Genomic DNA, 25,792 nt, shown 5'->3' with positions numbered 1-25,792 from the left:
AGACGGTCCTCAGTTCGTGGCGGGCGAGGCCGCCACCGCCGGGCGGTCGCGGAACAGCGCCAGGAAGGCGATCAGCACCACCAGCGCAACGCCGGCGGGGAACAGCCAGATCTGCTGCCAGTCCGGACCGGCCGCCGTGGTGTAGTGCTCGACCACCGCGCCGGACAGGAACGTGCCGATCAGCATGCCCACGCCATAGGTGGCCAACGTGATGAAGCCCTGCGCGCTGCTGCGTGCGTCCGGGCCGGCATGCGCGTCGGTGTAGATCTGGCCGGTGACGAAGAAGAAGTCGTAGCAGATGCCGTGCAGCACGATGCCGATCACCAGCAGCGAGAAGCTGCCGCCGGCGTCGCCGAAGGCGAACATCACATAGCGCACCACCCACGCGGCCATCCCGACCGCCAGCATGGTCTTGACCCCCAGCCGCACGAACAGGAACGGCATGGCCAGCATCAGCAGGACTTCAGACACCTGGCCCAGCGACTGCAGGCCGGCCGCGCCGCGTACGCCGAGGTCGTTGAGGTAGGGGTTGGTGAAGTTGTAGTAGAACGCCAGCGGGATGCAGATGGCGATGGAGGCGAGGAAGAACACCAGGTACGAGCGCGACTTCAGCAGCTTCAGCGAATCCAGTCCCAGGACCTTCCCGAGGCCGGCATCACGCTGCTGTGCCAGCGGCGGCGTATGCGGCAGGGTGAAGGCGTACAGGCCGAGTGCCAGCGACGCCATCGCCGCCATCTGGAAGGTCAGCTCCAACCGATGCGCCTGTTCCCAGCCCAGCCAGCCGATCAGCACCCCCGCCACGATCCAGCCGATGCTGCCGGCCACCCGCACCGGAGGGAACTGCTTCTCAGGCGACTGCATGTGCCGCATCGCCACGCTGTTGGCCAGCGCCAGCGTGGGCATGAACAGCAGCATGTAGCCCATCACGCAGGCGAAGAACGTGTTGAAATCCGTTGCGGTGGAGGCCAGCCACATCAGCACTGCGCCGAGCAGATGCAGCACCGCGAGGATGCGCTGCGCGGCAAAGTAGCGGTCGGCGACCAGGCCGACCAGGAACGGCGCGACGATGGCGCCGATCGACTGGCTGAGGAAGGCGGTCGCGACCTGGCTGGCGCTGGCCTTGAGCGGACCCTGCACCAGGTACGTACCCAGGGTGACGAACCAGGCGCCCCAGATGAAGAACTGCAGAAACATCATCGCGCCCAAACGCGACATGGTGTGCTTCATGACGTGCCCTCCCGGGGCGGTAATGGCTCAGATTCCGAGCATGCGGCGCAGTGAGTGGGGATCGGTGCCGCCCTCGGCGAAGTCGTCGAAGGCGCGTTCGGTGACGCGGATGATGTGGTCGCGCACGAAGGCGGCACCTTCGCGGGCGCCATCTTCCGGATGCTTCAGGCAGCACTCCCACTCCACCACCGCCCAGCCGGGGAAGTCGTACTGCGCGAACTTCGAGAAGATCGCCTTGAAGTCGATCTGGCCGTCGCCGAGCGAACGGAAGCGGCCGGGGCGGTCGATCCAGTCCTGGTAGCCGCCATACACGCCGCTGCGGTCGCTCGGGCGGAACTCGGCGTCCTTGACGTGGAAGATGCCGATGCGCGGGTGGTAGCGGTCGATGAAGCCGAGGTAGTCGATCTGCTGCAGCAGCAGGTGGCTGGGGTCGTACAGCATCTTCGCGCGGGGATGGTGGTCGACCACCTCAAGGAAGCGCTCGAAGGTCGCACCGTCGTGCAGGTCCTCGCCCGGGTGGATCTCGAAGCACAGGTCCACGCCGCAGGCGTCGAACGCGTCGAGGATGGGGCGCCAGCGTCGGCCGAGTTCGGCGAACGCTTCCTCCACCAGTCCCGGTGGGCGCTGCGGCCACGGGTAGAAGTACGGCCAGGCCAGCGCGCCGGAGAACGTGGCATGCGCGGTCAACCCGAGGCGCTGGCTGGCCGTGGCCGCGAGCAGCAGCTGGTCCACCGCCCAGGCCTGGCGGGCGGCGGGATCGCCGCGCTTGTCCGCAGGCGCAAAGCCGTCGAACAGGCTGTCGTAGGCGGGATGCACGGCGACCAGCTGCCCCTGCAGGTGGGTGGACAGCTCGGTGATCTGCAGGCCGTGTCCGGCCAGCATGCCGGCGAGGTCGTCGCAGTAGTCCTGGCTGCGCGCAGCTTCGGCCAGGTCGAACAGATGCGGCGCGCCGGTCGGCACCTGTACGCCAGAATAGCCCAGGCCGGCCGCCCAGCCGGCCAGCGTGTCCAGCCGATCAAACGGAGGTGTGTCGCTGATGAACTGCGCCAGGAACAGCGCCGGACCCTTGAGCGTCTTCAATGGGATTCGCCCGCGATGCAATCGATTGCATTACCCTAGCAGGGACTTCCGCAAATCCCGTTGTGCACTGCACAGCGGCAATCACACCTGACGCCATGGCCACCATCTACGACATTGCAAAACACGTGGGCGTCTCCGCCGGCACCGTGTCGCGGGCGCTCTCGCGGCCGGACAAGGTGCTGCCGGCCACGCGCACGCGCATCGAGCAGGCGGCCCTCGCGCTGGGCTATGTGCCCAACACCGTGGCGCGCACGCTCAAGACCCAGCGCAGCGGCAAGCTGCTGGTGACCGTGCCGGACATCGCCAATCCGTTCTTCGCGCAGATCCTGCAGGGCGCCGAGGACGCGGCGCAGGCGGTGGGCTACGCCGTGCTGCTGGGCGACACCCAGCACCTTCCCGAGCGCGAGGAGCGTTACGCGCAGATGCTCCGCCGCAACGAGGCCGACGGCCTGATCGTGCTGGGCCATCGCCTGCCGCCGACCGCGCGCGAGATCGTGCAGCAGCAGGGCGTCGCTGCGCCGGTGGTCAATGGCTGCGAGTTCGACCCCGCACTGGGCATTCCCAGTGTGCACATCGACAACGCGGCTGCCGCGCGCGCGGTCATGGAGCACCTGTATCGGCTGGGGCACGAACGGATCGCGGTCGTGGGTGGGCCGCCGGACAACCCGCTGCATCAACAGCGGCTTGAGGGCGTCCGAAGCGCCGGCAAGGCGCGTGGCCGCCTGCGCAGCTTGAGCGTGGTGCCGGGCGATTTCTCGGTGGAATCCGGCCATGGCGCTGCACATGCGCTGCTTGACGGGGCAAGCGCGCCCACCGCGATCTTCTGCTTCAGCGACCAGATGGCACTGGGGGCGCTGGCGGCGTGCCGGGAGCGGAGCGTGCGCGTGCCGGAAGATCTCTCGATTGTCGGCTTCGACGATCTGGCATCATCCAGCTATCTGTCGCCGCCGTTGACGACCATCCGGCAGCCGATGCGGGAGATTGGCGTGCGCGCGGTCAAGCTGCTGCTGGCCATCATCGAAGGGGTGGACGTGCCGCTGCAGCAGACGCTGGAATTCAGTTTGATGGTGCGGGGATCTACCGGGGTGTCGAAGGGCTGACGTCAGCTCCTCCGCATCAGGATCATCTTTTCCTGGGTCATGTCGCGCATGGTGTACGGAATGCCGCCGGTGCCGTAGCCGGACTCGCGGCGGCCGGCGAACGGCATCCAGTCGGTACGGAACGCGGTGGGGTCGTTGATCATCACCGCCGAAGCATCCAGGCGGTTGGCGGCGCGCATCGCGATGTCGATGTCCTGCGCGAAGATGCTGGCCTGGAATGCAACGGGCAGGGCGTTGGCGCGCGCGATGGCATCGTCCAGGTCGGCGTAACGGTATACCGCTACTACCGGACCAAAGACTTCCAATGTGGAAATGCGTGCGTCGGCGGCGGGATCGAGAAGTACCGTGGGCTGGTACGTCGTCTCTGAAAGGCGTTCGCCGCCGGTCGCCAGCGTCGCGCCACCCTTGACCGCTTCATCTACCCACTCCGCAACCCGATCTACTTCGCGGGGCTGGATCAGCGGGCCCACTTCGGTGTCCTTCAACGTGGGATCGGCGGTGCGCAGCTTTTCCACGCGGGCGATCAGCCGCTCGGTGAAGTCATCGGCGATGGCGTTGTGCACGAAGATGCGCTGCGTGGACACGCAGACCTGCCCGGCATGGTAGTAGCCTCCCTTCACGACGGGCTCGATGATCTTGTCCAGGTCGGCGCTGCGGTCGACGATGGCCGGGGCCACGCCCCCGTGCTCCAGCGCCGAGCGTGCGCCATGGGCAAGCTTGGCATGCAACGACCAGCCGACCCGTGCCGAGCCGATGAAGCTGAGGAAGGCCACGCGCTTGTCCGTCGCCAGCGCTTCGGCCAGTTCGTTGCCGTCGGGCAGGAAGGTCTGGCACCACGGTTCGGGCAGGCCCGCCTCGTGCGCAAGTGCGACGAACTCCAGGCAGGACAGGGGCGTGGCACTGGCGGGTTTGATGATGACCGGGCAGCCCACCGCAATCGCCGGCGCCACCTGGTGCACGATCAGGTTAAGCGGATGATTGAATGCCGAGATGGCGGCGACAATGCCGATCGGCTCCCTGGTGGTGAACGCCCACCGGTTCTCCGCCGCGGCCGAGAGGCCCATGGGGATTTCGCGGCCTGCAAAGTTGCGAAGCTCGTCGGCGGCGTTGTGCACGCCGTCGATGGCGCGGGTGGTTTCCACGATGGCATCGGGCAGCGGCTTGCCGCCTTCGCGCGCGATCTGCAGGGCAAGGTGATCGCGCCTTGCGTCCATCAACGCGGCCAGGCGGCGAAGGATGGCGATGCGCTGATGGGGCGGCAACCAGCCGTCGCGGTCCTTGAAGACGCGGGCGGCGGCCTGAAGCTTGTGCTCCAGCGCTGCAGCATCGTCGGTAGCGACTTCTGCGATCTGCGCGCGGTCAAACGCCTGTACGACCTTCAACATGGTGGAGCTCCTCGAAACGGTTTGGCCTACCGGCATTCAACGTCGGGCGTGCGGTTGCGCAGCTCGTCGACCAGTACGCGGGTATTTTCGGAATAGTCGATGGGCACGTCGATCAGATGCACGCCGCCACCGGCGAAGGCGGCTTCAATGGTAGGCACAAGCTCGGCGACCGCGCTCACCCGTGAGCCCTTCGCACCATAGGCCTCGGCATAGCGCACGAAATCGGGATTGCCAAAACGCATGCCGAAATCCTCGAACCCATCGACCGCCTGCTTCCAGCGGATCATGCCGTAGGCGCTGTCATTGAGGATCACCACAACCAGGTTCAGTCCCAGTCGCACGGCGGTTTCCATTTCCTGCGAGTTCATCATGAAGCCGCCGTCCCCGCATACCGCCATGACACGGCGCTGCGGGTACAGCATCGACGCCATCATCGCAGAGGGCAGGCCGGCGCCCATGGTGGCCAGGGCGTTGTCCAGCAGCAGCGTATTGGCCACGTGGGTGCGGTAGTTGCGCGCGAACCAGATCTTGTACATGCCGTTGTCCAGGCACACGATGCCATCGTCGGGCATCACCTCACGCACGTCGTGCACCAGGCGCTGCGGGGTGACCGGAAAGCGGTCCTCCTCGGCGCGGTCGTTGAGACGGGTGAGAATCTTCTGGCGCAGCTCGGTCATCCCCTCGTCGGGCGACAGTTTGCCCTCCAACTGCGCGGCCAGCGCCTCCACTGCGCTGCCGACATCACCGATCACTTCGATGTCAGGGTGGTACACCTGTTCGACCGTCGCCGACTGGAAGCTGAGGTGGATGACCTTGGGGCCGCCGGCGTCCTTCATCAGGAATGGCGGCTTCTCGATCGTGTCGTGGCCGATCGCCAGGATCACGTCCGCGCGTGCAATGGCTTCGTGCACATAGTCGCCTTCGGAGAGCGCGGCAGTGCCCATGTACAGGTTCGAGCCACCGGTGACGGCACCCTTGCCCATCTGCGTATTGAAGAAGGGCAGGCGGGTGCGGGCCACGAAGCTGGACAGCGCGTCAGCCAGATGCGGTCGGCTGCAGGCAGCACCGATCATCACCAGTGGACGCTTTGCAGCCAGCAGCGCCGCGGCCGCCCGTTCGAGCGCGGCGGGGTGGGCGAGCGGGCGTTCCAGCGGATGCACCGGAACGACGGCGACGTCCTTTACCTCTTCGCCGGCGATGTCTTCCGGCAGCTCCAGATGGACCGGCCCGGGCCGGTCTTCCATGGCGACGCGGAACGCATCACGCACCATGCTGGGGATCGCCTCCGCATTGACGATCTGCCGCGTCATCTTGGTCAACGGCTTCATCGAAGCAACGATGTCCACGATCTGGAAGCGTGCCTGCTTGGCGCTCATCACTGCCTTCTGGCCGGTGATGAGGATCATCGGCATGGCGCCGAGATGGGCATAGGCGGCACCGGTCGAAAAGTTCAGTGCGCCGGGGCCGAGCGTGGCAAGGCAGACACCCGGCCGACCGGTGAGTCGTCCATGCGTGGCGGCCATGAACGCGGCAGCCTGCTCATGCCGGGTCAGCACCAGTTCGATCCGCGAGGTTCGCAGCGCTTCGAGGAAGTCGAGGTTTTCCTCGCCGGGGACGCCGAAGATCCGATCGACACCTTCATTCTCAAGCGCTTCAACCAACAGGGCAGCACCGTTGCGCATCGTTCGGTTCCTCATGGATGGAGTCGTACACACTGCAAGCCACTTCGATGCTAGCAGGCACGCACTACCGCATCCCTTCACGCACGCCCGGTGCAGCCGCAATCACCAGTTCCATCGCATCCCGACCTTCGCATCCCATGCGTCGAAGGTCCGGTTGAAGCTCTTCTGGTAACCCACGTTCGCATAGGTACTGGTGGACGCGCCCAGCTGCCAGGTCATTCCTGCATTCAGCTGCCACCAGGTGCCCTGCAGGTCGGCCTTGAATGGCACGTAGCCTTCCGCGGAGGAGAATTCGGTAACCGGCTGGCCGCGGAATTCATGCCAGACATTCAGCCGCAACCAGCCACTGAACAGGCGCCGGATGCCGTTGTCGGTCGGCGCCAGCGTCCATGTGTCGGCCCATCGCAGACCCAGCCGCGCGGCCAGCGAGTCCATGTCGTCGAAGCGGATCAGCGCGGCGGGGTCAGCGTTGCTGTCCTTGTCGATGCGCTGGTAGATCACCTGTGCCTGGGGTTCGAACACCCGGGTGTCATTGCTGTCCTGGCGGAACGGGTAGCCGCCCTCAAGCGAGACACCCCAGCCGAAGGTGTCGCGGTCCAGCAGCAGGCCGTTGGACGAACGCGACTTTCCCTTGCCCCAACTGCCCTGCCAGACGGCATCCAGGTACTGGCCCTCCTCCCAGTAACGCGTCCAGTACAGGCCGAGCGAGGTGGCGCGCACTTCGTTGCGCCCGGCGAGGTTGCCGTCGTAGTGGATCACGTCGCTGCGCATGCGGCCCTGGCCCAGGTAGAAGCCGGCATGGTCGCGCAGCCCATTCTCACGCTCGACCGCGTACGCGTCGGTGCCGGCCTGGATGGCCAGGATGTCGTAGTCGTAGCGGGGCGCGCCTTCATACACACCGCGGCGGCGGCCTTCGGCGTCGCCGTTCTCGCCAATTACGCGCACCCAGGCGCCATTGAAGTAATCGTCGCCGCGCAGGTCGGCGCGTGCGCGCACCTGCTCCTGCTCGCCCACGCGCTCGTGCAGGTTGCCCAGCGTCGCCCAGCCATAGCGCAGCGCGATCGCCGGCAGCGCGGTGTATAGCGAGACCTCTGCGCGATAGTCGGGCACGGGCGCCGGACCGGGCTCGGGCGGGTCCGGTGGCGTGGGCGGCGTGGGTTCCGGGGCAGGGGGTACCGGGATCGGCGGTGGTTCCGGATCCGGGATGGGATCGGGGGCCGGGTCCGGCGGTGGCGGTGCCGGCGGCTCAGGCTCGGGCGGTGGCGGCACCGGGGTGGGGGGATCGGGTGTCGGCGGTACCGGGTCAGGCGGCGTCGGCGTGGGGGCGGGGCATGGCGGGGAGGGCGCCGACGGGTCGCTGCAGTCCAGCGCGGAGCGCAGGAACCAGTCTTCGCCGGTGCCGGGCGTGTCGCCGCCCCGATAGAGCCGGTAGTTGTAGGGGCCGGCCAGCATGGCCACTGCCTGGGTGAACGCAGCCGGCGCGGTGGTGGCACCGTCCAGGGCCACCACCACGCGGATGCCGTCGCCGCGGGTCAGCGCGCCGGGGCCGCCGGTGTTGGTGAATTCCAGCAGGCTCTGGCCGCTGGCGCTGCCGCCCTCCAGTATCAGCTGGTCGGTCGGTGAATCGTCTTCGCCCAGGTAGGTGTTGAGTGCAAACACGCTGCCACTGCCACCCATGTAGCTGCCGGTGTACAGACGCTTGTAGACATCACCGGTCATCGGCGTGAACGCGATGCGCCCGTTGTTGGTGACAAGCTGCGAGACGGTGGACGTTTCCGGAATGTCCCAGCTGCTGGTGGCATCCACGCCGACGTTGGTGATGTTCCACGCGGCGCCGGTCCACTGCGACTGGTTGGCCAGCGCGATGTTGGCTTGGCTGGCTGAATCCGCTTCTGCCAGCCCTTGCAGGACGCTGCGGTCGGCATTGAGTTGCACCAGGGTGGGCAGTGCCGGCCCGCTGCTGCCCTCGGCCGACAGCAGGCCCTGCACGCCGGCGACGCGCGCGCCGTCGCTGGCGCTGAACAGCAGCGGGCCTTCGGCGATGATCGCCCAGCGGTCGCTGGCCAGGCTGCCCCCCTGCAGGCTCACTGCATGCGCGAAACCGCCCGAGGCGTTGTTTGAATACAGGCCGTAGGCGCTGCCGGTGGTGGTGACGGTGCTGTTGACCAGTGCGATGGTGTTGTCGCGGGTAACCTGGCCGGCGCCGCCGTTGTAGCTCCACTGGTAGATCGCAACCAGGCCGTTGTCGTTGCGCAGCGTACTGTTGGTCGCCGCGACCTGCGCGTTGTTGTAGGTCTGCAGGGTGGTGCCGCGCGTGCCCGTGGTGGTGACGGTGTCGCCGCTCAGGGTGATCGTGCTTGGCACGCTGCCGTTGTAACCGGCGTACAGCCCGTAGCCGTTGGCGGTGGGATTGCTCCAGGTCGTGCCGGTACTGTTGAGGGTGCCACCCTGCACCAACGCACCCGCGCGCTGCGAGGCACCCGATACGCTTCCGAAAATCGTGGTCGTGGCCATCGACGAGGTCGGGCCCGGCGAAAATGCGTAGGACTGCCCGTTGTTGTTCGAGGAGACTGTGACCTGGCTGCCGCCGGTCAGTGTCAGCGCCGACCCGCTGCGCACCCAGGCCCCAAGCCCCACACCGGGTCCACTGACCACCAGGTGGTTCAGGCTGGCCGATCCACCGTTGGTGGCAACCACGGCAGTGCCGGATGAGCTGGTGGTCGCGGTCGAAGCGAAGTTCATGCTCAGGTCCGACAACGGCGCGGCGTTGGCGCCGCCGTCCACGGTGAGCCCGACCGAACTGGTGCCCGTGAAGGTGAGCGCGATGGGCGCGCTGGCCTGCAGTTGACCGCCGCCATACAGGTAGATGCCGAGTGCGCCATTGTTCTGGAACGTGATCGGCAGCGCGCCGCTGACTGCGATGCTGGCGGCGGGACCCTGCACACCCAACCCGACCCGGTTGGTAGCGCCTCCCACGAACAGACGGTTTCCACCGGCAATCTCGGCACGACCGGTTCCTTCGACGCCTACGCCATCGCCACCGCCTGGTGCCAGCAGCGGATCGTTGTAACTGGTGTTGGCAATGCGCACGCTTCCCGCCGTGACGCCGGCCAGGCGCCCGTTGGTGGTGCCGATGTTGCCACCGTTGACGATGATGCTGCCGTCGTCAGCGAACAGGGCGGCGCCGCGGTTGGTGAACACGTTCAAGCCATTCTGCGCGGTGATCGTGCCGTTGGTAGCGTGCAGGCCACGACCGTTGCCGGTGCGCACGACAATCGCACCGGGCGATGCGCCGGCCTGCATGTCCAGCACCACATCGCCCCCGTTGGCGAGTACGCCATCGGTGGCGCCGGCGCTGGTGTCGATGGTGGTGTTGCCCACGACCGTGGTGGTGCCCGTGGTGGCAGTGAGCGTCGTGGTGCGGGCGCCGGGCCCCACAGTGGCCTGCGCGGCGCATTCTTCTACCAGGCAGGCTTGGCCGAGTGCGAGCGCGATGCTGGTGGCGAGGGCGTGTCGAATCAGGTTCATGGCGGCACTCCTTTGCAGGGTTCCATGGTCCCGCGCGCGGCTGCCACGGGCCTCCGCAAAAGCACCGTTGATCTCTCGGTACTTCTACTGCGTCAGCGGCGACGGTTTCCGGCTGAACGGCAGCCATCGCGTCTGCGCGCAGTTGCGCGGACATGATCCAGGTCAAGAGGCGCCGGCCGGCACTGCCTAGGCTCTGCTCACCCTCCTGGAGCCCTGTCATGAATTCGTACCGCATTGCCCGTCCCAACCGCCGCGCGCTGTCACTGGCGTTGATGAATGCGCTCGCCGCCACCGGCCTGGCGACCTTTGCCGCCCCCGGCGTCGCACTGGCCGACGGCTGCCAGCTGTACAGCGTCAACGGCCACATCTCGTGCTATCTCAACTCCAATGGCAGCGCAGGCTCGCCGGCGGGAAGTTCCGGCTGGGATCCGATCTTCGACGACAAGAACGGTTACACCGGCGGACCCGGTGGCCCGGCGGCGGACATCAACCTGGTGGTGGGCTTGAACCCCACGCTGTACGACTACTCCGCCTACAACAGCAAGAACCAGTTGCTGCTCGCCTCTTCGCCGATCAATTCGGTGAGCATCGGTGGCGCCGGTGCGCAGGGCTCGGATGCCACGGCAGGCGGGTTCGACAAGGTCGGCGGCAACGGCGGCCTGGGCAACAGCGGTGGCGCGCTGACCGTCTCGGTGGGGCCGCAGGTCACCTCGCTGTCGCAGGACACGGTCAACGGCATCAGCGGCATCACCCTGATCTCGCTGGGTGGCGAAGGCGGCGCGGCCGGCAAAGGCAACATGAGCGGTGAAGACGGCACCTCCGGCGTGGGCGGCGTGGGCGGCAGCATCAACGCGACGCTCGATGGCTACACGCATTCGAACTTCCGCAGCGTGCTGGTGTCGAGCCAGGGCGGCGCAGGCGGCCGTGGCCGGGATTACGGCACCGGGCTGAATTCCCAGGGCGCCGACGCGACTGACGGCATTGGTGGCAACGGTGGCACGGTCACCGCCAGCTTCACCAACACCAGCAACAACGCCAACAACGGCTTCGTGGGCACCGCCGGCGTGATGGTCCAGAGCGTGGGTGGCAATGGCGGCAACGGCGGTTCCGCCGAGGATGTGGACGGTTCGCAGGGCGGCGACGGCGGCCTGGCCGGCAACGGCGGCAACGTCGGCGTCACCGTGGCGTCGAACGTGATCATGGTGGAAACCGGCGACAACGACGCGGCGTTGCATGTGCTGTCGCAGGGCGGCGCCGGCGGCCAGGGCAACAGCTCCGGCGGCTCCGGTGGCAACGCGGGCGCTGGCGGCAATGGCGGCAATGCCAGCCTGGTCATCGATGGCAGCGCCGGCAGTGGCGGTGCCATCGCCGCCAACGGCACCTACGCGCCTGCGGTGCTGGTGCAGTCGCTGGGCGGCAATGGCGGCGACGGCGGTACGCCCTCGCAGTTCGTGATCGGGCCCAACGGCGGTTCCGGTTCCGATGGCGGTACCGCAGGCACGGTGTCGGTGACCGGCAGCGGCCTGCTGGCACGCACCGGCTCGTATGTCGACCCGACCGACTTTGAAGGGTCACCGGGCGTGCTGGCGCAGTCGATCGGCGGCGGCGGTGGCTCCGGTGGCGTTTCCAAAGGAATTTTCGCAGTGGGTGGCGAAGGCGCAAACGGCGTGAACGGCAACAGCGCCACCGTTGCGCTGCAGTCGAACGTGGAAACCTTCGGGTTCGGTTCGGACGGCCTGGCGGTGCAGTCCATCGGCGGCGGTGGCGGCAAGGGCGGCGACGCCAGCGGCGACAGTGTCGGCCTGCAGTACGTGATCGGCGGTTCGGCCGGTGGCGGTGGCGACGGCTACAGTGCGTCGCTGACCAGCCAGGCCGGCAGCACCGTGCTGACCCACGGCCTGCACGCGCCAGGGCTGCTGTCGCAGTCGATTGGTGGCGGTGGCGGCCAGGGCGGTTCGGCCTACAGCAAGTCCACGTCCGCCGGTTTCGGTGCCTCGATGGCGGTCGGCGGCAGCGGTGGCGCTGGTGGCGATGCCTGCGGCAGCGGCTGCACCGGCACCCTGGCCCAGAACGACGGGCGCATCGGCACCGACGGTTCGGACAGCTACGGCATCCTGGCGCAGTCCATTGGCGGTGGCGGGGGTGCCGGCGGTGCATCCACCGCCAAGTCGAAGGTATACGCCGCCGAAGACGTGAGCATTTCGCTGAGCGCCTCGCTCGGCGGTTCCGGTGGCCAGGCCGGCAGTGGCGGCCTGCTCACCGCCACCAACACCGGCCTGGTCACCACCGGTGGCCAGGGCGCGGTCGGCATGCTCGCGCAGTCGATCGGCGGCGGCGGCGGTGCCGGTGGCGACTCGTCGTCGGCCTCGACCGCCACCGGTGGCGAGTTCGACATCAGTGCTTCGATGGCGCTGGGTGGCAAGGGCGGCACCGCCGGTGACGGCGGCGCGGCGACGGGGACCAACAGCGGCCTGGTGCTGACCACCGGTGAATCGGCCGCGGGCCTGCTGGTGCAGTCGGTCGGAGGTGGCGGTGGTGCCGGTGGCACGGGCGATGGCCAGGCCTCGGCGACCGGCGGTGAAACCAAGATATCCACCACGCTGACCATGGGAGGTACCGGTGGCGCCGGGGGCGATGGTTATGCGGCCACCGCCAACAACATCAACGGCTCCATCATCACGCTGGGCGACGGTGCGTTCGGCATTGGCGCGCAGTCGATCGGCGGTGGCGGAGGCGCAGGCGGCGGTGCTGCCGGATCGGCCAAGGGCGAGTACGTGGCCACCGTGACCATGGGCGCAAACGGCGGCAAGGGCGGCAACACGTACCACACCGATGGCAACGGCAATGAGATCGACGGCGTGTCGGTGCACAACGACGCAACGTCCACGGTGGTGACCTTCGGTGCAGACGCCAACGGCATCGTGGCGCAGTCGATCGGCGGCGGTGGTGGCGTCGGCGGCAAGGCCGGCTCCAACATCGCCAGCAGGAAGTCCGACGGCGCCGGTGGCAACAAGGGCAGCAACGCGGGCACCGCGACCAGTACGCTCAGCGCCGCCTATGATGCCAATGGCACCGCGGCGCTCAATGACTATCTGGGCCTCAACAACGCGGTCAGCTTCACCAACAGCCTGCTGGCCGACAGCACCTCGCAGGTGGCGGCGCGCGCGGGCTTGGCAGCCGTGGGTGACGGCGACCTGGACGACGACCTCAACGACGCCGCCGAGTCGAAAGGCGAGACCAACGATGACAACGAGTCCACCAGCATCCAGCTCTCGGTCGCGCTGGGCGCCTCCGGCGGCAGTGGCGGTACGGCGGGCCTGGTCACGGTGACCAACGACGGCGGGATCGCCACGCTGGGCAACCACGCCGACGCGATCCTGGCCCAGGCCGTCGGCGGCGGTGGCGGCAAGGGCGGCGCGGCCAGCACCGCCTCGACCAACGACTACAGCGGCAACCTGTCCGTGGGTGGCTCGGGTGGCGGAGGTGGCTACGGTGGCCAGGTGATCGTCAACAACACCGGCGCGATCTACACCAAGGGCGCGCTCGCGGCAGGCATCGTGGCCGAATCGATTGCCGGCGGCGGTGGCGTCGGCGGCGTGTCGGCGTCCTCGGTGAAGGCCAGCAGCAAGAACTCCGGGGACGACGACGCCAACGATGGCGCGTTCAAGTCGATCTCGCTGTCGGTCGGCGGCAATGGCGGCGCCAGCTACGACTCCGGGCAGGCCAAGGTGACCAGCAGCGGCGCGATCTCCACGGCGGCGCACGATTCCAGCGGCATCATCGCGCAGTCCATCACCGGCGGTGGCGGTATCGCCAAGACCCTGGCCAGCGACCTGGAAGGCGCCGGCGGCAGCGCCAGCGCGAAGGGGGGCGACTACGACGTCATGTTCAAGTTCGGCGGCAGCGGCGGTGAAGCCTCCGGCGGCAGCGGCCTGGTCAATGTCACCACTGCAACGGGCGGCTCGATCACCACCAAGGGCGACAACAGCCACGGCATCCTGGCCCAGTCGATCAGCGGTGGCGGTGGCCTGCAGCTGGGTGGCACGGTCAGCGGCAGCACGGTGGCCGACTTCTTCGGCTCCGGCAAGACCACCGGTAGCGTCAACAATGACGGCGTGAACAGCCCGACCGCCGGCAACAGCGGCCTGTCGGTAACGGTGGGCGATGCGATCAGCACCGCCGGCGCCAACGCGGTGGGCGTGCTGGCACAGTCGATCGGCGGGGGCGGCGGCCTGGCCGGTGGGATTGCCGGGCAGACCAGCCTGGCGGCTGCACCGCAGTACTTCAGTGGGAGTCGCAATGCCTCGGGCAACGGCGGCGTGATCAATGCCACCGTGGACGCCGGCGCGTCGATCAGCACCACCGGCAACAATGCTCCGGCGATGCTGCTGCAGTCGCTGGGCGGCGGCGGTGGCCGCGTCATCACCGACAACGCGATCTACATGGGCAGCGCCGGCGGTACCGGCACCGGCGCGGCAATCACTGCCACGATCAATGGCACGGTATCGGCCACTGGTTCGGGCTCGGCCGGCATCGTCGCGCAGAGCATGGGCGACAGTGCCTCCAACGCGCCGATCAGCATTACCATCGCCTCCACCGGCAAGGTCACTGCCGGCCAGCAATCGGTGGCCACCTCGCCCAATGGCGGCTCAGCCGGCGTCTACATCGACCATGGTGGTACCGGCAAGAACGGCAGCAACGGCACGCCGGTGGTCAACACGGTCACCAACAACGGCACGCTGTACACCTACGGTTCGCAGGCAAATGCAGTCGCGGTGTACAGCACCGCGGGCGATACCCAGGTGATCAACAACGGCACCATGGGCGGTGACGTGCTGCTCACCAATGGCGGCGGCACCGGTTGCTTCACCAACAACGGCACCTTCAACGCCGGTGACAGCGTCACCGTGGGCAAGTGCGGGGTGACCAACAACGGCGTGATGGACATCCGCGTCACGCCGCTGGCGGTGCAGGGCAACCTGCGCAACAACGCCGGCGGTCGCATCGTCGTGGCCGCGGACTTCTCCGGCAAGGCCGCCACGCCGTTGACCGTGGACGGCGATGCGACCATTGCCGGTACGGTCGAGGTACGCCCCACGCTGATGCGCCGGAACACGGTGACGCTGGCCAGCGCCACCGGCGCCCTGCAGCTGGATCCAACCCTGGCGGCGGTGCGCAACGACCACCTGTTCGACTACCGCTTCGACACCGACGGACAGAACCTGCGGGTCACCCCGAGCGCGCTGTTCAGTGCCCAGGCGGCGGGCATGGGCGCCAACAAGCGCGCGGTCGGCAACAACCTGCAGTCGATCTTCGACAGCGGCGCGGCGATGGATACCGGCTTCACCCGGTTGAGCAGCGTGGCCGACGGCGCCGAATACGAGCGCAGCCTGGCGGCGATGTCGGGCAAGACACTGGGTGCCTTCGGCGCGTATCGGGTCAGCAGCAGCCGCGACTTCGCCGTGAACCTGTATGGCGGCTGCTCCAGCGCGCCGGTGGCCAGCAAGAGCACGGACAGCTGTGGCTGGGGCAGGGTGATCGCCAATGGCTCGGAGCAGAAGGAAACCAACGACGCGCTGGGCTACAAGGTCGACGCATCGGCGTTCCAGGCCGGCGGCCAGTTGCAGCTGTCGCCCGACCTGGCCCTGACCGGTTCGCTGGCCTATGAGAACAGCCGCCTGCGCGACGCCGACGGCAGCGCACGGGTGAATGGCGACGCGGTGCTGGGCGGGGTGGGGCTGCTGTACGACGCGGGCAGGATGGAACTTTCCGGCGGGCTGGACGCGGCATCGGGCAAATACCGCTCCACCCGCGACGTGTCGGTGGCTGGCTTCGATGATGAAGCCAAGGCCAGTCCGAAGCAGTGGCAGGCCGGCGCGCACCTGCGTGCGGCGTACAGCGTGCCGGTAGGCCATGAGGGCTTTGTGCGCCCGTTCGTGGAAGGCCATGCCATCCGCGTGGAAAACAGGGCATTCACCGAAGATGGCAATTCGCCGTTCCGCCTGGCCGTGGAGGGCAATGCAGACACCGCGCTGATCGGCGTGGTGGGTGTCGAGCTCGGCAACAGCGTGCACTTCAACAACGGCGTGACGCTGCGCCCGTTCGCCAGCGCTGCGGCCGAGTTCAGCAACAACCGCGACTGGACCACCACCGCGCGCTTTGCCGACCAGCCGCAGAGTCAGTCGTTCGATGTCACCACGGCGGGGCCGGGCACGATCGGTCGCTTCGCGGTAGGTGCCGATCTGTATGGCTCCAACCACCTCAACCTGTCGCTACAGTACGTGAAGGAAGTGGGCCAGGGCTTCGATGCCAACACCGGGCTGGCGCGCCTGACGTACAGCTTCTGACAGTAGAAATACTGGCGCGCTCTGCGTAGAAGTCAGCATTGGCCCGGTGGTGCTGCCGGGCGATGCTGTCAGGGTCGATCCGCAAGGAGCAGTTCCATGGCAACAGCACGTGCAAAGAAGGCGGCGCCCAAGGCGTCGCCTGCCGCGAAGAAGGGGCCCACTTCCGGCGGCGCCAAGCCAGGAAAGCCCGGCAAGCGCCCCAACATCCTGGTGATCTGGGGCGATGACATCGGCATCAGCAACCTGAGCTGTTACAGCCATGGATTGATGGGCTACCAGACCCCGAACATCGACCGTCTCGCGCGCGAAGGCATGATGTTCACCGATTCCTACGGCGAGCAGTCCTGCACCGCAGGGCGCTCGTCCTTCATCACCGGCCAGAGCGTGTACCGCACCGGGTTGTCCAAGGTGGGCCGCCCCGGCGGCAAGGAGGGCCTGCAGCCCGAAAGCGTGACCATCGCCGAGCTGCTCAAGGAGCAGGGCTATGCCACCGGCCAGTTCGGCAAGAACCACCTGGGCGACCTGAACAAGTACCTGCCCACGGTGCACGGCTTCGATGAATTCTTCGGCAACCTGTATCACCTCAATGCCGAGGAAGAGCCGGAAATGTACGACTATTTCCCGGAGCAGGACTTCCCCAACTTCCGCAAGCAGAACGGTCCGCGTGGCGTGCTGCACTGCTGGGCGCAGGACAAGGACGACCCGACCGACCAACCGCGCTGGGGCAAGGTAGGCAAGCAGAAGATCAAGGACACCGGCCCGCTGACCAAGAAGCGCATGGAAACCTGCGACGACGAGTTCGTGGCGGCGGCGCAGAAGTTCATCCGGCGCCAGCATGAGGACGACCAGCCGTTCTTCGTCTGGTTGAACACCACCCACATGCACATGTTCACCCACACCAAGAAGTCGAGCCTGGGCCAGGCGGGGCGGTGGCAGTCGCCGTACCACGACACCATGATCGATCACGACCGCAACGTGGGTGAGATGCTCGACCTGCTCGACGAGCTGGGCATCGCTGAAGACACCCTGGTGCTGTACTCCACCGACAACGGGCCGCACCGCAATTCCTGGCCGGACGCCGGCACCACGCCGTTCCGCAGCGAGAAGGACACCAACTGGGAGGGCGCCTTCCGCATTCCACTGCTGGCGCGCTGGCCGGGGAACATTGCCCCCGGGTCCATCGCCAACGGCATCGTGCAGCACCACGACTGGCTGCCCACCTTCCTTGAAATGGCCGGTGCGCCGCAGGTGGTGGAAGAGCTCAAGACCGGCTACACCGCCAACGGCAAGACCTTCCGCAACCACATCGACGGGACCAGCCTGCTCGGTTATCTCACTGGAAAGGAGAAGGAGAGCCCGCGCAAGCTGTTCATGTACTTCAGCGACGACGGCGACGTGCTGGCCATGCGTTACGACAACTGGAAGGTCGTGTTCATGGAACAGCGTTGCCGGGGCACGATGCAGATCTGGGCAGAGCCATTCACCACGCTGCGATTGCCCAAGTTGTTCAACCTGCGCACCGACCCGTACGAGTACGCCGACATCACCTCCAACAGCTATTACGAGTGGTTCCTGTACCACGACTACCTGCTGTTCGCGGCGTTCGGTATCGCCGACCAGTTCGCCAAGACCCTGGTCGAGTACCCGCGCGTGCAGGAGCCAGGGAGTTTCACCATCGATGACGCGCTGGCCAAGATGAGCGCGATGTCGTCGAAGGACTGAGCCGCAGGCGCGGCTCAGCCGCCCCTGTACGGTCGACCCGGTGGCGCCGCCTTGCTGCGGCGCTGTTCGGTGCGGCGCTCGTGATAGCGCTGCATGCTGAGCTGCAGCTCTTCCAGCGCATCGCCCGGCAGCCACAACTGGCGGGTGCCGCGGGTCATCGCGGTGTATGCCGCGCGCACCGGGTTGTGTGCGTACTGGCGGGTGAAGCCGGTACGGAAGCAGCAGCGCGACATCGCCACGCTGGCGAACTCGGCATTCTTCGCGTGCTCCACCAGCATCAGTTGCAACGCTGCGTCGTGGAAGGGCAGCAGGCGCCCGGTGAGTTCCACGAACCGTTCGCGGTTGTAGCCGCGCATGAACATGCGCGGGATCTGCGTCAGGTCCTGTTCCTCGCACTCGACCAGCAGGTCTTCCCACCGCTGGCTGCTGCCACCGTGTGCGGTGAGCTCGCGATAGGCTTCCGCGCCACGCGTAACCTCGCGGCCCAGCGTGGCCAACGAATCGGGGTGGATGGAGAAAGCAGCCCCCGCTGCGGCCAGTCGCTGCGCTTCTTCCAGCAGCCGCCATGGGCTGCCATAAATGCGCGCGCCAGAGACCGGTACGTCGCTCCACGCGCTGTAGGTGCTGGACAGCGTCGGCTGGTCCGCCGAGCCGACGAACGGCGCTTCGTAGCGGTTTCCGGGATCCAGCGCCAGCGTCTCGTTGACCAGCTTTTCCACCAGGCGTCCCTGGCGGACCGACTGGTCGATCTCCAGCGTCATGCCGGTGGCAAAGCGCGGCGCGTGACCGACCAGGCGCTGGTTGGGATCGCCCAGGCTGATCACCGCGCCTTCGTAGCTGGAAAGCAGGGCTTTCCACGCCGGGCTGAGGTCGTGGCCTTCGTCGATCAGCAGCGTGCCCCAGCTGGCGGGCACGCTGACCTGGTGCAACGCCAGCCATTTGCCGATGTGGTCCACGTTAACGCTGAGCAGCGCATGGCGCTGCAGCTGCGGGTCGAACATGCTGCGCCACACGTGCTCGGCGGCCGCCAGCAGCGCAGCGCTGTCGATCACCGTCCACGGCACCGCGCGCGCAAAGTGGCGCGGCGCAAGCTGCAGGGTCGTCGAACGGCACCAGGTGGCAATGCCTTCCAGCGCGATGCGCAGTACGCTGGCGGGCGCGAAAGAGCCGATGGATTGCAGCTCGATGCGCGCGGCGATGTCGCGCAGCGCGTGCTTGCTGATCTGGAACACGGGTCGCCAGGCGGTACGCAGCAGGCCCCGGCGGAACGCGTCACCGGCGACGTGGTTGGCGAATGCGATCTGCGAGACCACCTGGACCGGCAGTGCGGCGCTGAGCCGCTGTCGGAAGGCCTGTACCTGGCCGGCCCGCGGGGCGATGTAGGTGTAGCGGCGCGCGCCGCTGTCGAGCAGCTGCAGGATCAGGTGGGTCTTGCCGGCGCCGGCGTAGGCGTCCAGGTCGATGTGCTCGTCATCGTTGGCGATGATCGCGCGAAGCGCACGCGCCTGTTCCTGGGTATAGGAATGCGTCCGCTCTACGAACGCGGGTGCGCGCAGGCGGTCGTCGGCCACGTGGCCTTCTTCGGCATACGCAACTTCGGTGGCAAAGCGCAGTGTGTGCGGCTCCAAGGTGACCTGGCTGTCGGCCTGGAATGCATCCACCGGATAGGCGTCGGGCGAGGCCTGCGCGTAGCGCGCCACCACTGCGTCCGGGCCCAGCACCACGCCCTGCGCGGCCAGGGCGTGCAGCCAGGCGAGGGGGTCAAGCGGCAAGGCCGCCCGTACCGTCTGGAACTGCCCCGCGGCTGCCTCCGGCTGCGCCACGAAGAGCGCGCAGGCGTCATCGAGCAACCGGGTCAGCGCAGCCGGATGATGCGGGCGCTGTTGGCAGAGCGCGGCGGCAAACAGCCCGGCGCGCTCCAGCGCGGTCACTGGAATCGCGCCGGTGTCCAGAAACGCGCGCAGTGCGGTTTCGCTCAACGGCAGGGTATAGGCGGCGGGGGAAGGCACGGCAGGCATGCGCAATGATACCGTGCGGCCCGGATCCGCCTCTGTCCTGTCGCTTACTGCGCGCTTGCAATCGGCGTGTTCCGGCGCGCCTCTGCCTCGGCCTTCATCGCCCGCCACCACGGCGTGCCGGCATGCGGTGCGGCCAGGTCAAGGCGTTCGCCCATTTCCGGCGTGGACAGGGCGATACTACGCTGCGCCGCCAGCGCGCTGACGCGCTCGAACGGTTCTTCCCAGCGGTGCATGGCCAGGTCGAAGGTACCGTTGTGGATCGGCACCAGCCACTTGCCGCGCAGGTCCTGGTGGGCCTGCACGGTCTGCTCGGGCTGCATGTGCACGTAGGGCCACTTGGCGTCGTAGGCACCGGTCTCAACGAACGCCACGTCGAACGGCCCGTAGCGCTCACCGATCTTCCTGAAGCCGTCGAAGTAGCCGGAGTCGCCGCTGAAGAACACGCGCAGGTCGTTGTCGATGATGACCCACGAGCCCCACAGCGTCTTGTTGCCGTCGCGCAGCCCGCGGCCGGAGAAATGCTGGGTGGGGGTGAGTGCGAAGCGCACGCCGTCCACCTCGGTTTCCTGCCACCAGTCGAACTGGCGCACCTTGTCGCGCGATACGCCCCAGTCGACCAGGCGGTCGCCCACGCCCAGCGGGGTGAGGAACACGCCCACGCGGCTGGCCAGGAACTTCACCGTGGCGCGGTCCAGGTGGTCGTAGTGGTCGTGCGAGAGCAGCACGCCGCGGATCGGCGGCAGGTCTTCCAGCGCGATCGGCGGGGCATGGAAGCGCTTCGGTCCGATCCACTGGAACGGCGATGCGCGCTCCGAGAACACCGGGTCGGTAAGCCACCAGCCACCACGCAGCTTGATCAGCAGGGTCGAGTGGCCCAACCGGTACACGCTGCGGTCCGGGGCCTCGGCCAGCGCCTGCGCGGTGAGCGCACGTACCGGCGTGGCGACGTCCGGCACCGTGCCGGACGGGCGGTTGAAGAAGAATTCCCAAAACAGCTTGATCGTGGCGCCCAGCGATTCCCTGGGCTTGGCCACGACGTTGGTGAACTGGTCGTCCGCACGCTGCGGCGACGTTTGGTAGGAGGCGATAGGCACTTTAAGGGTCATCCCGATCAGAATGGCAAGGGCGAAGGCGACAGCGAGAAAGGACAGAATGCGCATGCGTCTCCAGAGGCTGGCGAGGTAGGTGAGTGCGTAAGCACTCACTTAAAAACACAAAACATCAACGTTGAATGCCCTTCCAGAACAGGTCGAAGCCCGCCTGCTGCAGGACCTCGCGTTGTTCCGGCTGGGCCGCCATGGCTTCCAGCGTGGTTTCGAGCAGGGTGATCAGCACCCGGCCCAGATAGAACGACAGCCGCTCCGGATCCACGTACCGGGCCAGGCTCGCTTCCAGGGTCTGCAGGGTGGTGCCGAACAGGCCGGCGCAATGGGTGCGGGTGCAGTCGGTGATCCGCTCGGACACCTTGAGCTGGCGCAGCGCCATGCGGTCCACCGGATGCGCCGCGCCCCAGACCAGCAACGCCTTCCACACATGCAGCAGCTGCCCGCGGACCTCGGCGTCAGCCGGGAAGGTACCGGCCACCGCCAGCGCCAGGCGCTCTTCCAACCGCACGAACAGCGCGTTGAGCAGTACGTCCTTGGTCTCGAAGTACGTGAACACCGTGCCTTCAGCCACCTTGGCCGCCTTGGCGATCTGCGCGGTCGACGCACCCACGCCCTGCGCAGCCACCAGTCGGGCGGCAGCATCCAGGATGGCGGTACGTTTTGCGTCGCTGAGCGGGCGGGCCAAGGAAGTAATTAGCTGAGTGGTCGCTCATTTATAGGTCTTATCCCCGCCCGGATCAAGTCCATTACCGGTCGACTTGGGCGTCCGTTCAGGCACTATGGACCCGTAGAGCCGGGCTCTGCCCGGCTGAGGCGATCCAGATGGCCACCTCCAACACCGCCACATCTCCGCGCCTGCTCGCCGGCGGCAATCCCCAGATCCCCAAAGGCGATGGCGACGCCCCGGTGCAGGCCTGGATATCAGCGGTGCCCGGCTGGAAGCAGGAAAGCGCCCGACAACTCGACGCCCTGGTCGTAGCTGCGGTCCCCAACCTGCGCAAGGCAGTGAAATGGAACTCGCCGCTGTACGCCGCCGAAGGCAAGGACGGTTGGTTCCTCAGCATGCACTGCTACGCGCGCTACATCAAAGTCGCGTTCTTCCGGGGCGCGTCGCTCGACCCGATGCCGCCGGAATCCTCCAAGAGCCAGGACACCCGCTACCTGCACGTGTTCGAGGACATCCCGCTGGACATGGCCCAGTTCACCCGCTGGGTGAAGCAGGCCAGCCGGCTTCCCGGCGAGCGCATGTAGCGCCTGCCATCCGCTATTGCCAGGACACCGCCATGCCCCGTGCTTCCGCCAGCAGCAAACCGATCCTCACTCCCGAACCTGTCGACGCCGCCAGCCAGATCGACGCGAAAATCGCGGCGCTGGACGACTGGCGTGGTGCCACCCTGGCGAAAATCCGCAATGTCATCCACAAGGCCGTGCCCGACGTCATGGAGACGGTGAAGTGGCGCGGTGTGCCGGTGTGGGAGCACAACGGCATCCTGTGCACCGGCGAGACCTACAAGGCAGCGGTCAAGATGACCTTCGCCCACGGTGCCGCGCTGCCCGATCCGGCCGGGCTGTTCAATGCGAGCCTGGACGGCAATACCCGCCGTGCCATCGATGTGCACGAGGGCGGCAAGATCAACGAGGCGGCGCTGAAGGCGCTCATCAAAGCGGCGGTGGCGTTCAATGCCACCAAGGCCAAGCGCTGAAACCCACCTTTCCATCCGCATGCGGTGGCAGCGGCAATCAACTTGGGCAAAGATGGTGCGCTGCATGATCGCCGCGGGCGACCGTGCGTCCCCCATTGAACCTGGAACTGCCTGTGCTGAGTGTTGTTGGAGTAGTGCTTGCGTTGTACGTGGTGTGGCGGCTGATCTGGCCGTTGCGGGTGCCGGTGTCGGTGCGGGGTCCGCTGGGCCTGCTGGTGCTGGCCTTGGCGCTGCACCACCGGATCGTGGCCCGGTTCGCCGGCACCATGGCCTCGCCGGAAATTCCGAAGGTCGCCATCGCCACCCTGGCCAGTGGCTTCACCGCGCTGCTGCTGGTCGCGGTCTTCCTTCTCGCGCTGGATATCCTGCTGTTGCTTGCGCGCCTGCTGCGCCAGCCGCGCATTGCCGACGCATTGCGTCGCAGCTGGCTGCGTCCGGCCGCAGGTGTGCTGGCCCTGGCGCTCGGCATTTACGGCGTGCAGCAGGGCATGGCGGTGCCGCAGGTGCGGCAGGTTGATGTCGCGATCGCCGGGTTGCCGGCGGCATTCGACGGCTACCGGGTACTGCAGCTCACCGACATCCACGCCAGCCGCCTGCTCACCGGTGACTGGGTCGCCCAGGTGGTGGCCGAAAGCAACGCGTTGAAGCCGGACCTCGTGGTGATCACCGGCGACCTGGTCGACGGCAGCGTGCGCGCGCGCGCCAACGACGTGCGCTCGCTGGGCCAGCTGCAGGCCCCCGACGGCGTAATCGCCATCACCGGCAACCATGAGTACTACGGCCAGTATGCGCAGTGGATGCAGGCCTTCCGCGGCCTGGGCATGACGGTACTCGAGAACAGCCATACCCAGGTCACCCGCAACGGCGCGTCGCTCACCATCGCCGGTGTCACCGATCCGGTGGCCGCGCGTTACGGCCTGCCGATGCCGGACATGAAGGCCGCCCTGAACGGTGCAGATCCCAAGGCGCCAGTGATCCTGCTTGACCATCGTCCCAGCGAAGCGGTGGCCAACGCCGCGCAGGGCGTGAAGCTGCAGCTGTCCGGACACACCCATGGCGGGCACATCGTCGGCATGGATCAGTTGGTGAAGCGCGCCAATGGCGGCTACGTCTCGGGCCGCTATGAAGTGAACGGAATGACGTTGTACGTAAGCAACGGCGCCGGATTGTGGCCGGGCTTCGCGGCACGCATCGGCGTGCCGTCGGAAATCACCGTGTTCACCCTGCGCGCCGCCGTCACGACCCCGTAACACGCAGCGCTTACCTTGCGCCGCACTTCAGGGGTGGGGCGGCACAGTGGCCGAGCAGGCAAGAGGGCGGCTGGCGCGGATGTTCGAGCAACATGCGCCGGTGCTTCGGGGCTTCTTCGTGCGCCGGGGGGCGCGACAGGACGCCGAAGACCTGGTGCAGGAGACGTATCTGCGTCTGCTGCGTGCGCATGCGGGGCCTGGTGAGTCGATCGCCAACCCCGAGGCGTATCTGTTCACCGTCGCGCTGAACCTGGCGCGTGAGCAGGCCAGCCGCAGGCGCTGGGCCACCTTGCCGATCGAGGACATCGAACAGCTGGGCCAGGGCCTGGCCAGCGGGGAATGCGTGGAAGACGCCGCCGAACGCGAACAGCGCCGCCAGCGCCTGCAGGCACTGCTGGGAACGCTGCCCGAACACACCCGCGCGGTGCTGGTGATGCAGTACCGCGACGGGCTGAGCTACAAGCAGATCGCCGAGCGCATGGGGGTCTCGCCGCACATGGTGAAAAAGCACGTGGTGCGCGGGCTCTCGGTATGTCGCCGCGCGATGGGCGATGAGGAGGCACTGCGATGAGCGGGCCCACGCTGCACCCCGCCGCGCTGACCCAGGCCGCCGCGCACTGGCACGCGCTGCAACGACAGGGCGATGTGTCGCCTGCGCAGCAGCGCGCCTTCCTGGACTGGCTGCTGGTCTCGCCCGAGCATCTGCGCGAGTACCTGGCCATCAGCGAAACCGCCGGTGCGCTGGGCGAGGCGCTGCGCGCGATGCCCGACGACCTGGACGTCCTGCTGGCCTCGCCGGTGCCGCGCAGCGCCGACGACAACGTGGTGCAGCTGCCCGTGCGTGGCGCGACTGCGACCGCGCCGCCGCAGCGTCGCAGGCGCCGTTTGCCGGGCCTTGCCGCAGCCGCTGCGCTGGTGATGGCGGTCGGCATCGGCACGCCGATGGCCTGGCCGCGCACCAGCCATTACGTTGCCGCGCACGGTCAACCGCAACAGATCCGGCTGAGCGACGACAGCCTGGTCCATCTCGATGCCGACAGTGAACTGTCAGTGCGCATGAGCCTGTTCGCGCGCCGGGTGGAACTGGAGCGCGGACAGGCCAGTTTCGTGGTTGCACCGGGCCGACGCCCCTTCGCGGTGCATGCCGGCGGGCTGAAGGTGACTGACATCGGCACCACCTTCGACGTCTCGCTGCAGCGTGAGCAGGCCCGCATCGCGGTCAGCGAAGGCCGGGTGCAGGTGCGCGGCGACAGTGGCCGTGGCCGCCTGCTGGCCGACCTCTGGGCAGGCAAGGTTGCGCAGGTCGACTACCGCGACCAGCGCGTGCAGATCCTCGACGAAGACGCGGCCAGCATGACCGCCTGGTGGCAGGGCCGCGTGGTGTTCCGCGACGAACCACTGCGCGACGTGGCCGACCGCTTCAACCGGCGCAACACGCAGCGCCTGCGGGTCAGCGACGACGCCGGCATGCTGCGCATCACCGGCAACCTGCGCGCCGACGACCTTGGCTCGCTGCGCGCCTTCCTCGACCAGCAACCGGCATTGCAGACCTCGCAGCAGGGCGGCCTCATCCATGTGCGGATGCGGACGCCTGGCTTCGACGCTGTCAAAAAAAATTCATCGAAATAACGGTGCCCGATCCGC

General features: G+C 67.5%; 16 protein-coding genes. 8 read left to right on the top strand and 8 right to left on the bottom strand.

The window, feature by feature from the left end:
- Positions 1–9: 9 nt before the first annotated feature.
- Together C2U58_RS00450 and C2U58_RS00445 are read right to left on the bottom strand one after the other, a co-directional pair.
- Complete coding sequence (locus C2U58_RS00450; protein ID WP_102944085.1) at positions 10–1,227, bottom strand: nucleoside permease; 1,218 nt, start codon at positions 1,225–1,227, stop codon at positions 10–12.
- 27 nt (positions 1,228–1,254) lie between these two features.
- On the bottom strand, positions 1,255–2,307 hold the full coding sequence (locus tag C2U58_RS00445; protein WP_102944084.1) for a sugar phosphate isomerase/epimerase family protein: 1,053 nt from the start codon (positions 2,305–2,307) through the stop codon (positions 1,255–1,257).
- 95 nt (positions 2,308–2,402) lie between these two features.
- Between C2U58_RS00445 and C2U58_RS00440 the strand changes: the two genes are divergently transcribed.
- Positions 2,403–3,407: a LacI family DNA-binding transcriptional regulator gene (locus C2U58_RS00440; RefSeq protein WP_102944083.1), complete on the top strand. Its 1,005-nt coding sequence runs from the start codon at positions 2,403–2,405 to the stop codon at positions 3,405–3,407.
- A gap of 2 nt (positions 3,408–3,409) precedes the next feature.
- Here C2U58_RS00440 and C2U58_RS00435 read toward each other — a convergent pair whose 3' ends face one another.
- The 3 genes from C2U58_RS00435 to C2U58_RS00425 form a co-directional block, all read right to left on the bottom strand.
- Positions 3,410–4,792, bottom strand: coding sequence for an aldehyde dehydrogenase family protein (locus tag C2U58_RS00435; protein WP_102944082.1), 1,383 nt, complete (start codon positions 4,790–4,792; stop codon positions 3,410–3,412).
- A 26-nt stretch (positions 4,793–4,818) separates the two neighbouring features.
- The gene (locus C2U58_RS00430; protein ID WP_102944081.1) at positions 4,819–6,474 is read right to left on the bottom strand and encodes an acetolactate synthase large subunit; all 1,656 of its coding nucleotides are present in this window, start codon (positions 6,472–6,474) and stop codon (positions 4,819–4,821) included.
- 102 nt (positions 6,475–6,576) lie between these two features.
- Positions 6,577–10,002: an autotransporter outer membrane beta-barrel domain-containing protein gene (locus C2U58_RS00425; RefSeq protein ID WP_102944080.1), complete on the bottom strand. Its 3,426-nt coding sequence runs from the start codon at positions 10,000–10,002 to the stop codon at positions 6,577–6,579.
- Positions 10,003–10,220: 218 nt separating this feature from the next.
- On the opposite strand from C2U58_RS00425, the gene C2U58_RS00420 reads away from it, so the two are divergent.
- Together C2U58_RS00420 and C2U58_RS00415 are read left to right on the top strand one after the other, a co-directional pair.
- Positions 10,221–16,349: an autotransporter outer membrane beta-barrel domain-containing protein gene (locus C2U58_RS00420; RefSeq protein WP_102944079.1), complete on the top strand. Its 6,129-nt coding sequence runs from the start codon at positions 10,221–10,223 to the stop codon at positions 16,347–16,349.
- A gap of 96 nt (positions 16,350–16,445) precedes the next feature.
- Entirely contained in the window at positions 16,446–18,071 is a 1,626-nt protein-coding gene (locus C2U58_RS00415; RefSeq protein WP_102944078.1) for an arylsulfatase, read from the top strand.
- 14 nt (positions 18,072–18,085) lie between these two features.
- Here the strand turns inward: C2U58_RS00415 and C2U58_RS00410 are convergent, their stop codons facing one another.
- From C2U58_RS00410 to C2U58_RS00400, 3 genes are all read right to left on the bottom strand, one after another.
- Positions 18,086–20,080, bottom strand: a complete 1,995-nt coding sequence (locus tag C2U58_RS00410; protein WP_146033375.1) for a hypothetical protein — start codon at positions 20,078–20,080, stop codon at positions 18,086–18,088.
- Positions 20,081–20,133: 53 nt separating this feature from the next.
- Complete coding sequence (locus C2U58_RS00405) at positions 20,134–21,195, bottom strand: MBL fold metallo-hydrolase (protein WP_253256610.1); 1,062 nt, start codon at positions 21,193–21,195, stop codon at positions 20,134–20,136.
- Positions 21,196–21,310: 115 nt separating this feature from the next.
- A complete protein-coding gene (locus tag C2U58_RS00400) occupies positions 21,311–21,880 on the bottom strand; it encodes a TetR/AcrR family transcriptional regulator (protein ID WP_102944075.1) in 570 nt (189 codons plus the stop codon).
- Between the two features lie 137 nt (positions 21,881–22,017).
- Here C2U58_RS00400 and C2U58_RS00395 point away from each other — a divergent pair, with 137 nt between their 5' ends.
- The 5 genes from C2U58_RS00395 (at position 22,018) to C2U58_RS00375 (ending at position 25,777) form a co-directional block, all read left to right on the top strand.
- The gene (locus C2U58_RS00395; RefSeq protein WP_102944074.1) at positions 22,018–22,446 is read left to right on the top strand and encodes a DUF1801 domain-containing protein; all 429 of its coding nucleotides are present in this window, start codon (positions 22,018–22,020) and stop codon (positions 22,444–22,446) included.
- Between the two features lie 32 nt (positions 22,447–22,478).
- Positions 22,479–22,898 carry a DUF1801 domain-containing protein gene (locus C2U58_RS00390; protein ID WP_102944073.1) on the top strand — a complete coding sequence of 140 codons (420 nt, stop codon included), beginning with the start codon at positions 22,479–22,481 and terminating at the stop codon, positions 22,896–22,898.
- 113 nt (positions 22,899–23,011) lie between these two features.
- Positions 23,012–24,148: a metallophosphoesterase gene (locus C2U58_RS00385; RefSeq protein ID WP_102944257.1), complete on the top strand. Its 1,137-nt coding sequence runs from the start codon at positions 23,012–23,014 to the stop codon at positions 24,146–24,148.
- A gap of 79 nt (positions 24,149–24,227) precedes the next feature.
- Positions 24,228–24,719 carry a sigma-70 family RNA polymerase sigma factor gene (locus C2U58_RS00380; RefSeq protein WP_070206809.1) on the top strand — a complete coding sequence of 164 codons (492 nt, stop codon included), beginning with the start codon at positions 24,228–24,230 and terminating at the stop codon, positions 24,717–24,719.
- Complete coding sequence (locus tag C2U58_RS00375; RefSeq protein WP_102944072.1) at positions 24,716–25,777, top strand: FecR domain-containing protein; 1,062 nt, start codon at positions 24,716–24,718, stop codon at positions 25,775–25,777. Before C2U58_RS00380 ends, C2U58_RS00375 begins: the two co-directional genes overlap by 4 nt.
- Positions 25,778–25,792: the final 15 nt, after the last annotated feature.

It is taken from the genome of Stenotrophomonas sp. VV52 (genome assembly GCF_002893095.1).
Lineage (GTDB): Bacteria > Pseudomonadota > Gammaproteobacteria > Xanthomonadales > Xanthomonadaceae > Stenotrophomonas > Stenotrophomonas aracearum.
The sequence above is the reverse complement of the archived record's forward strand: the minus strand, read 5'-3'. Positions and strand labels throughout refer to the sequence as shown.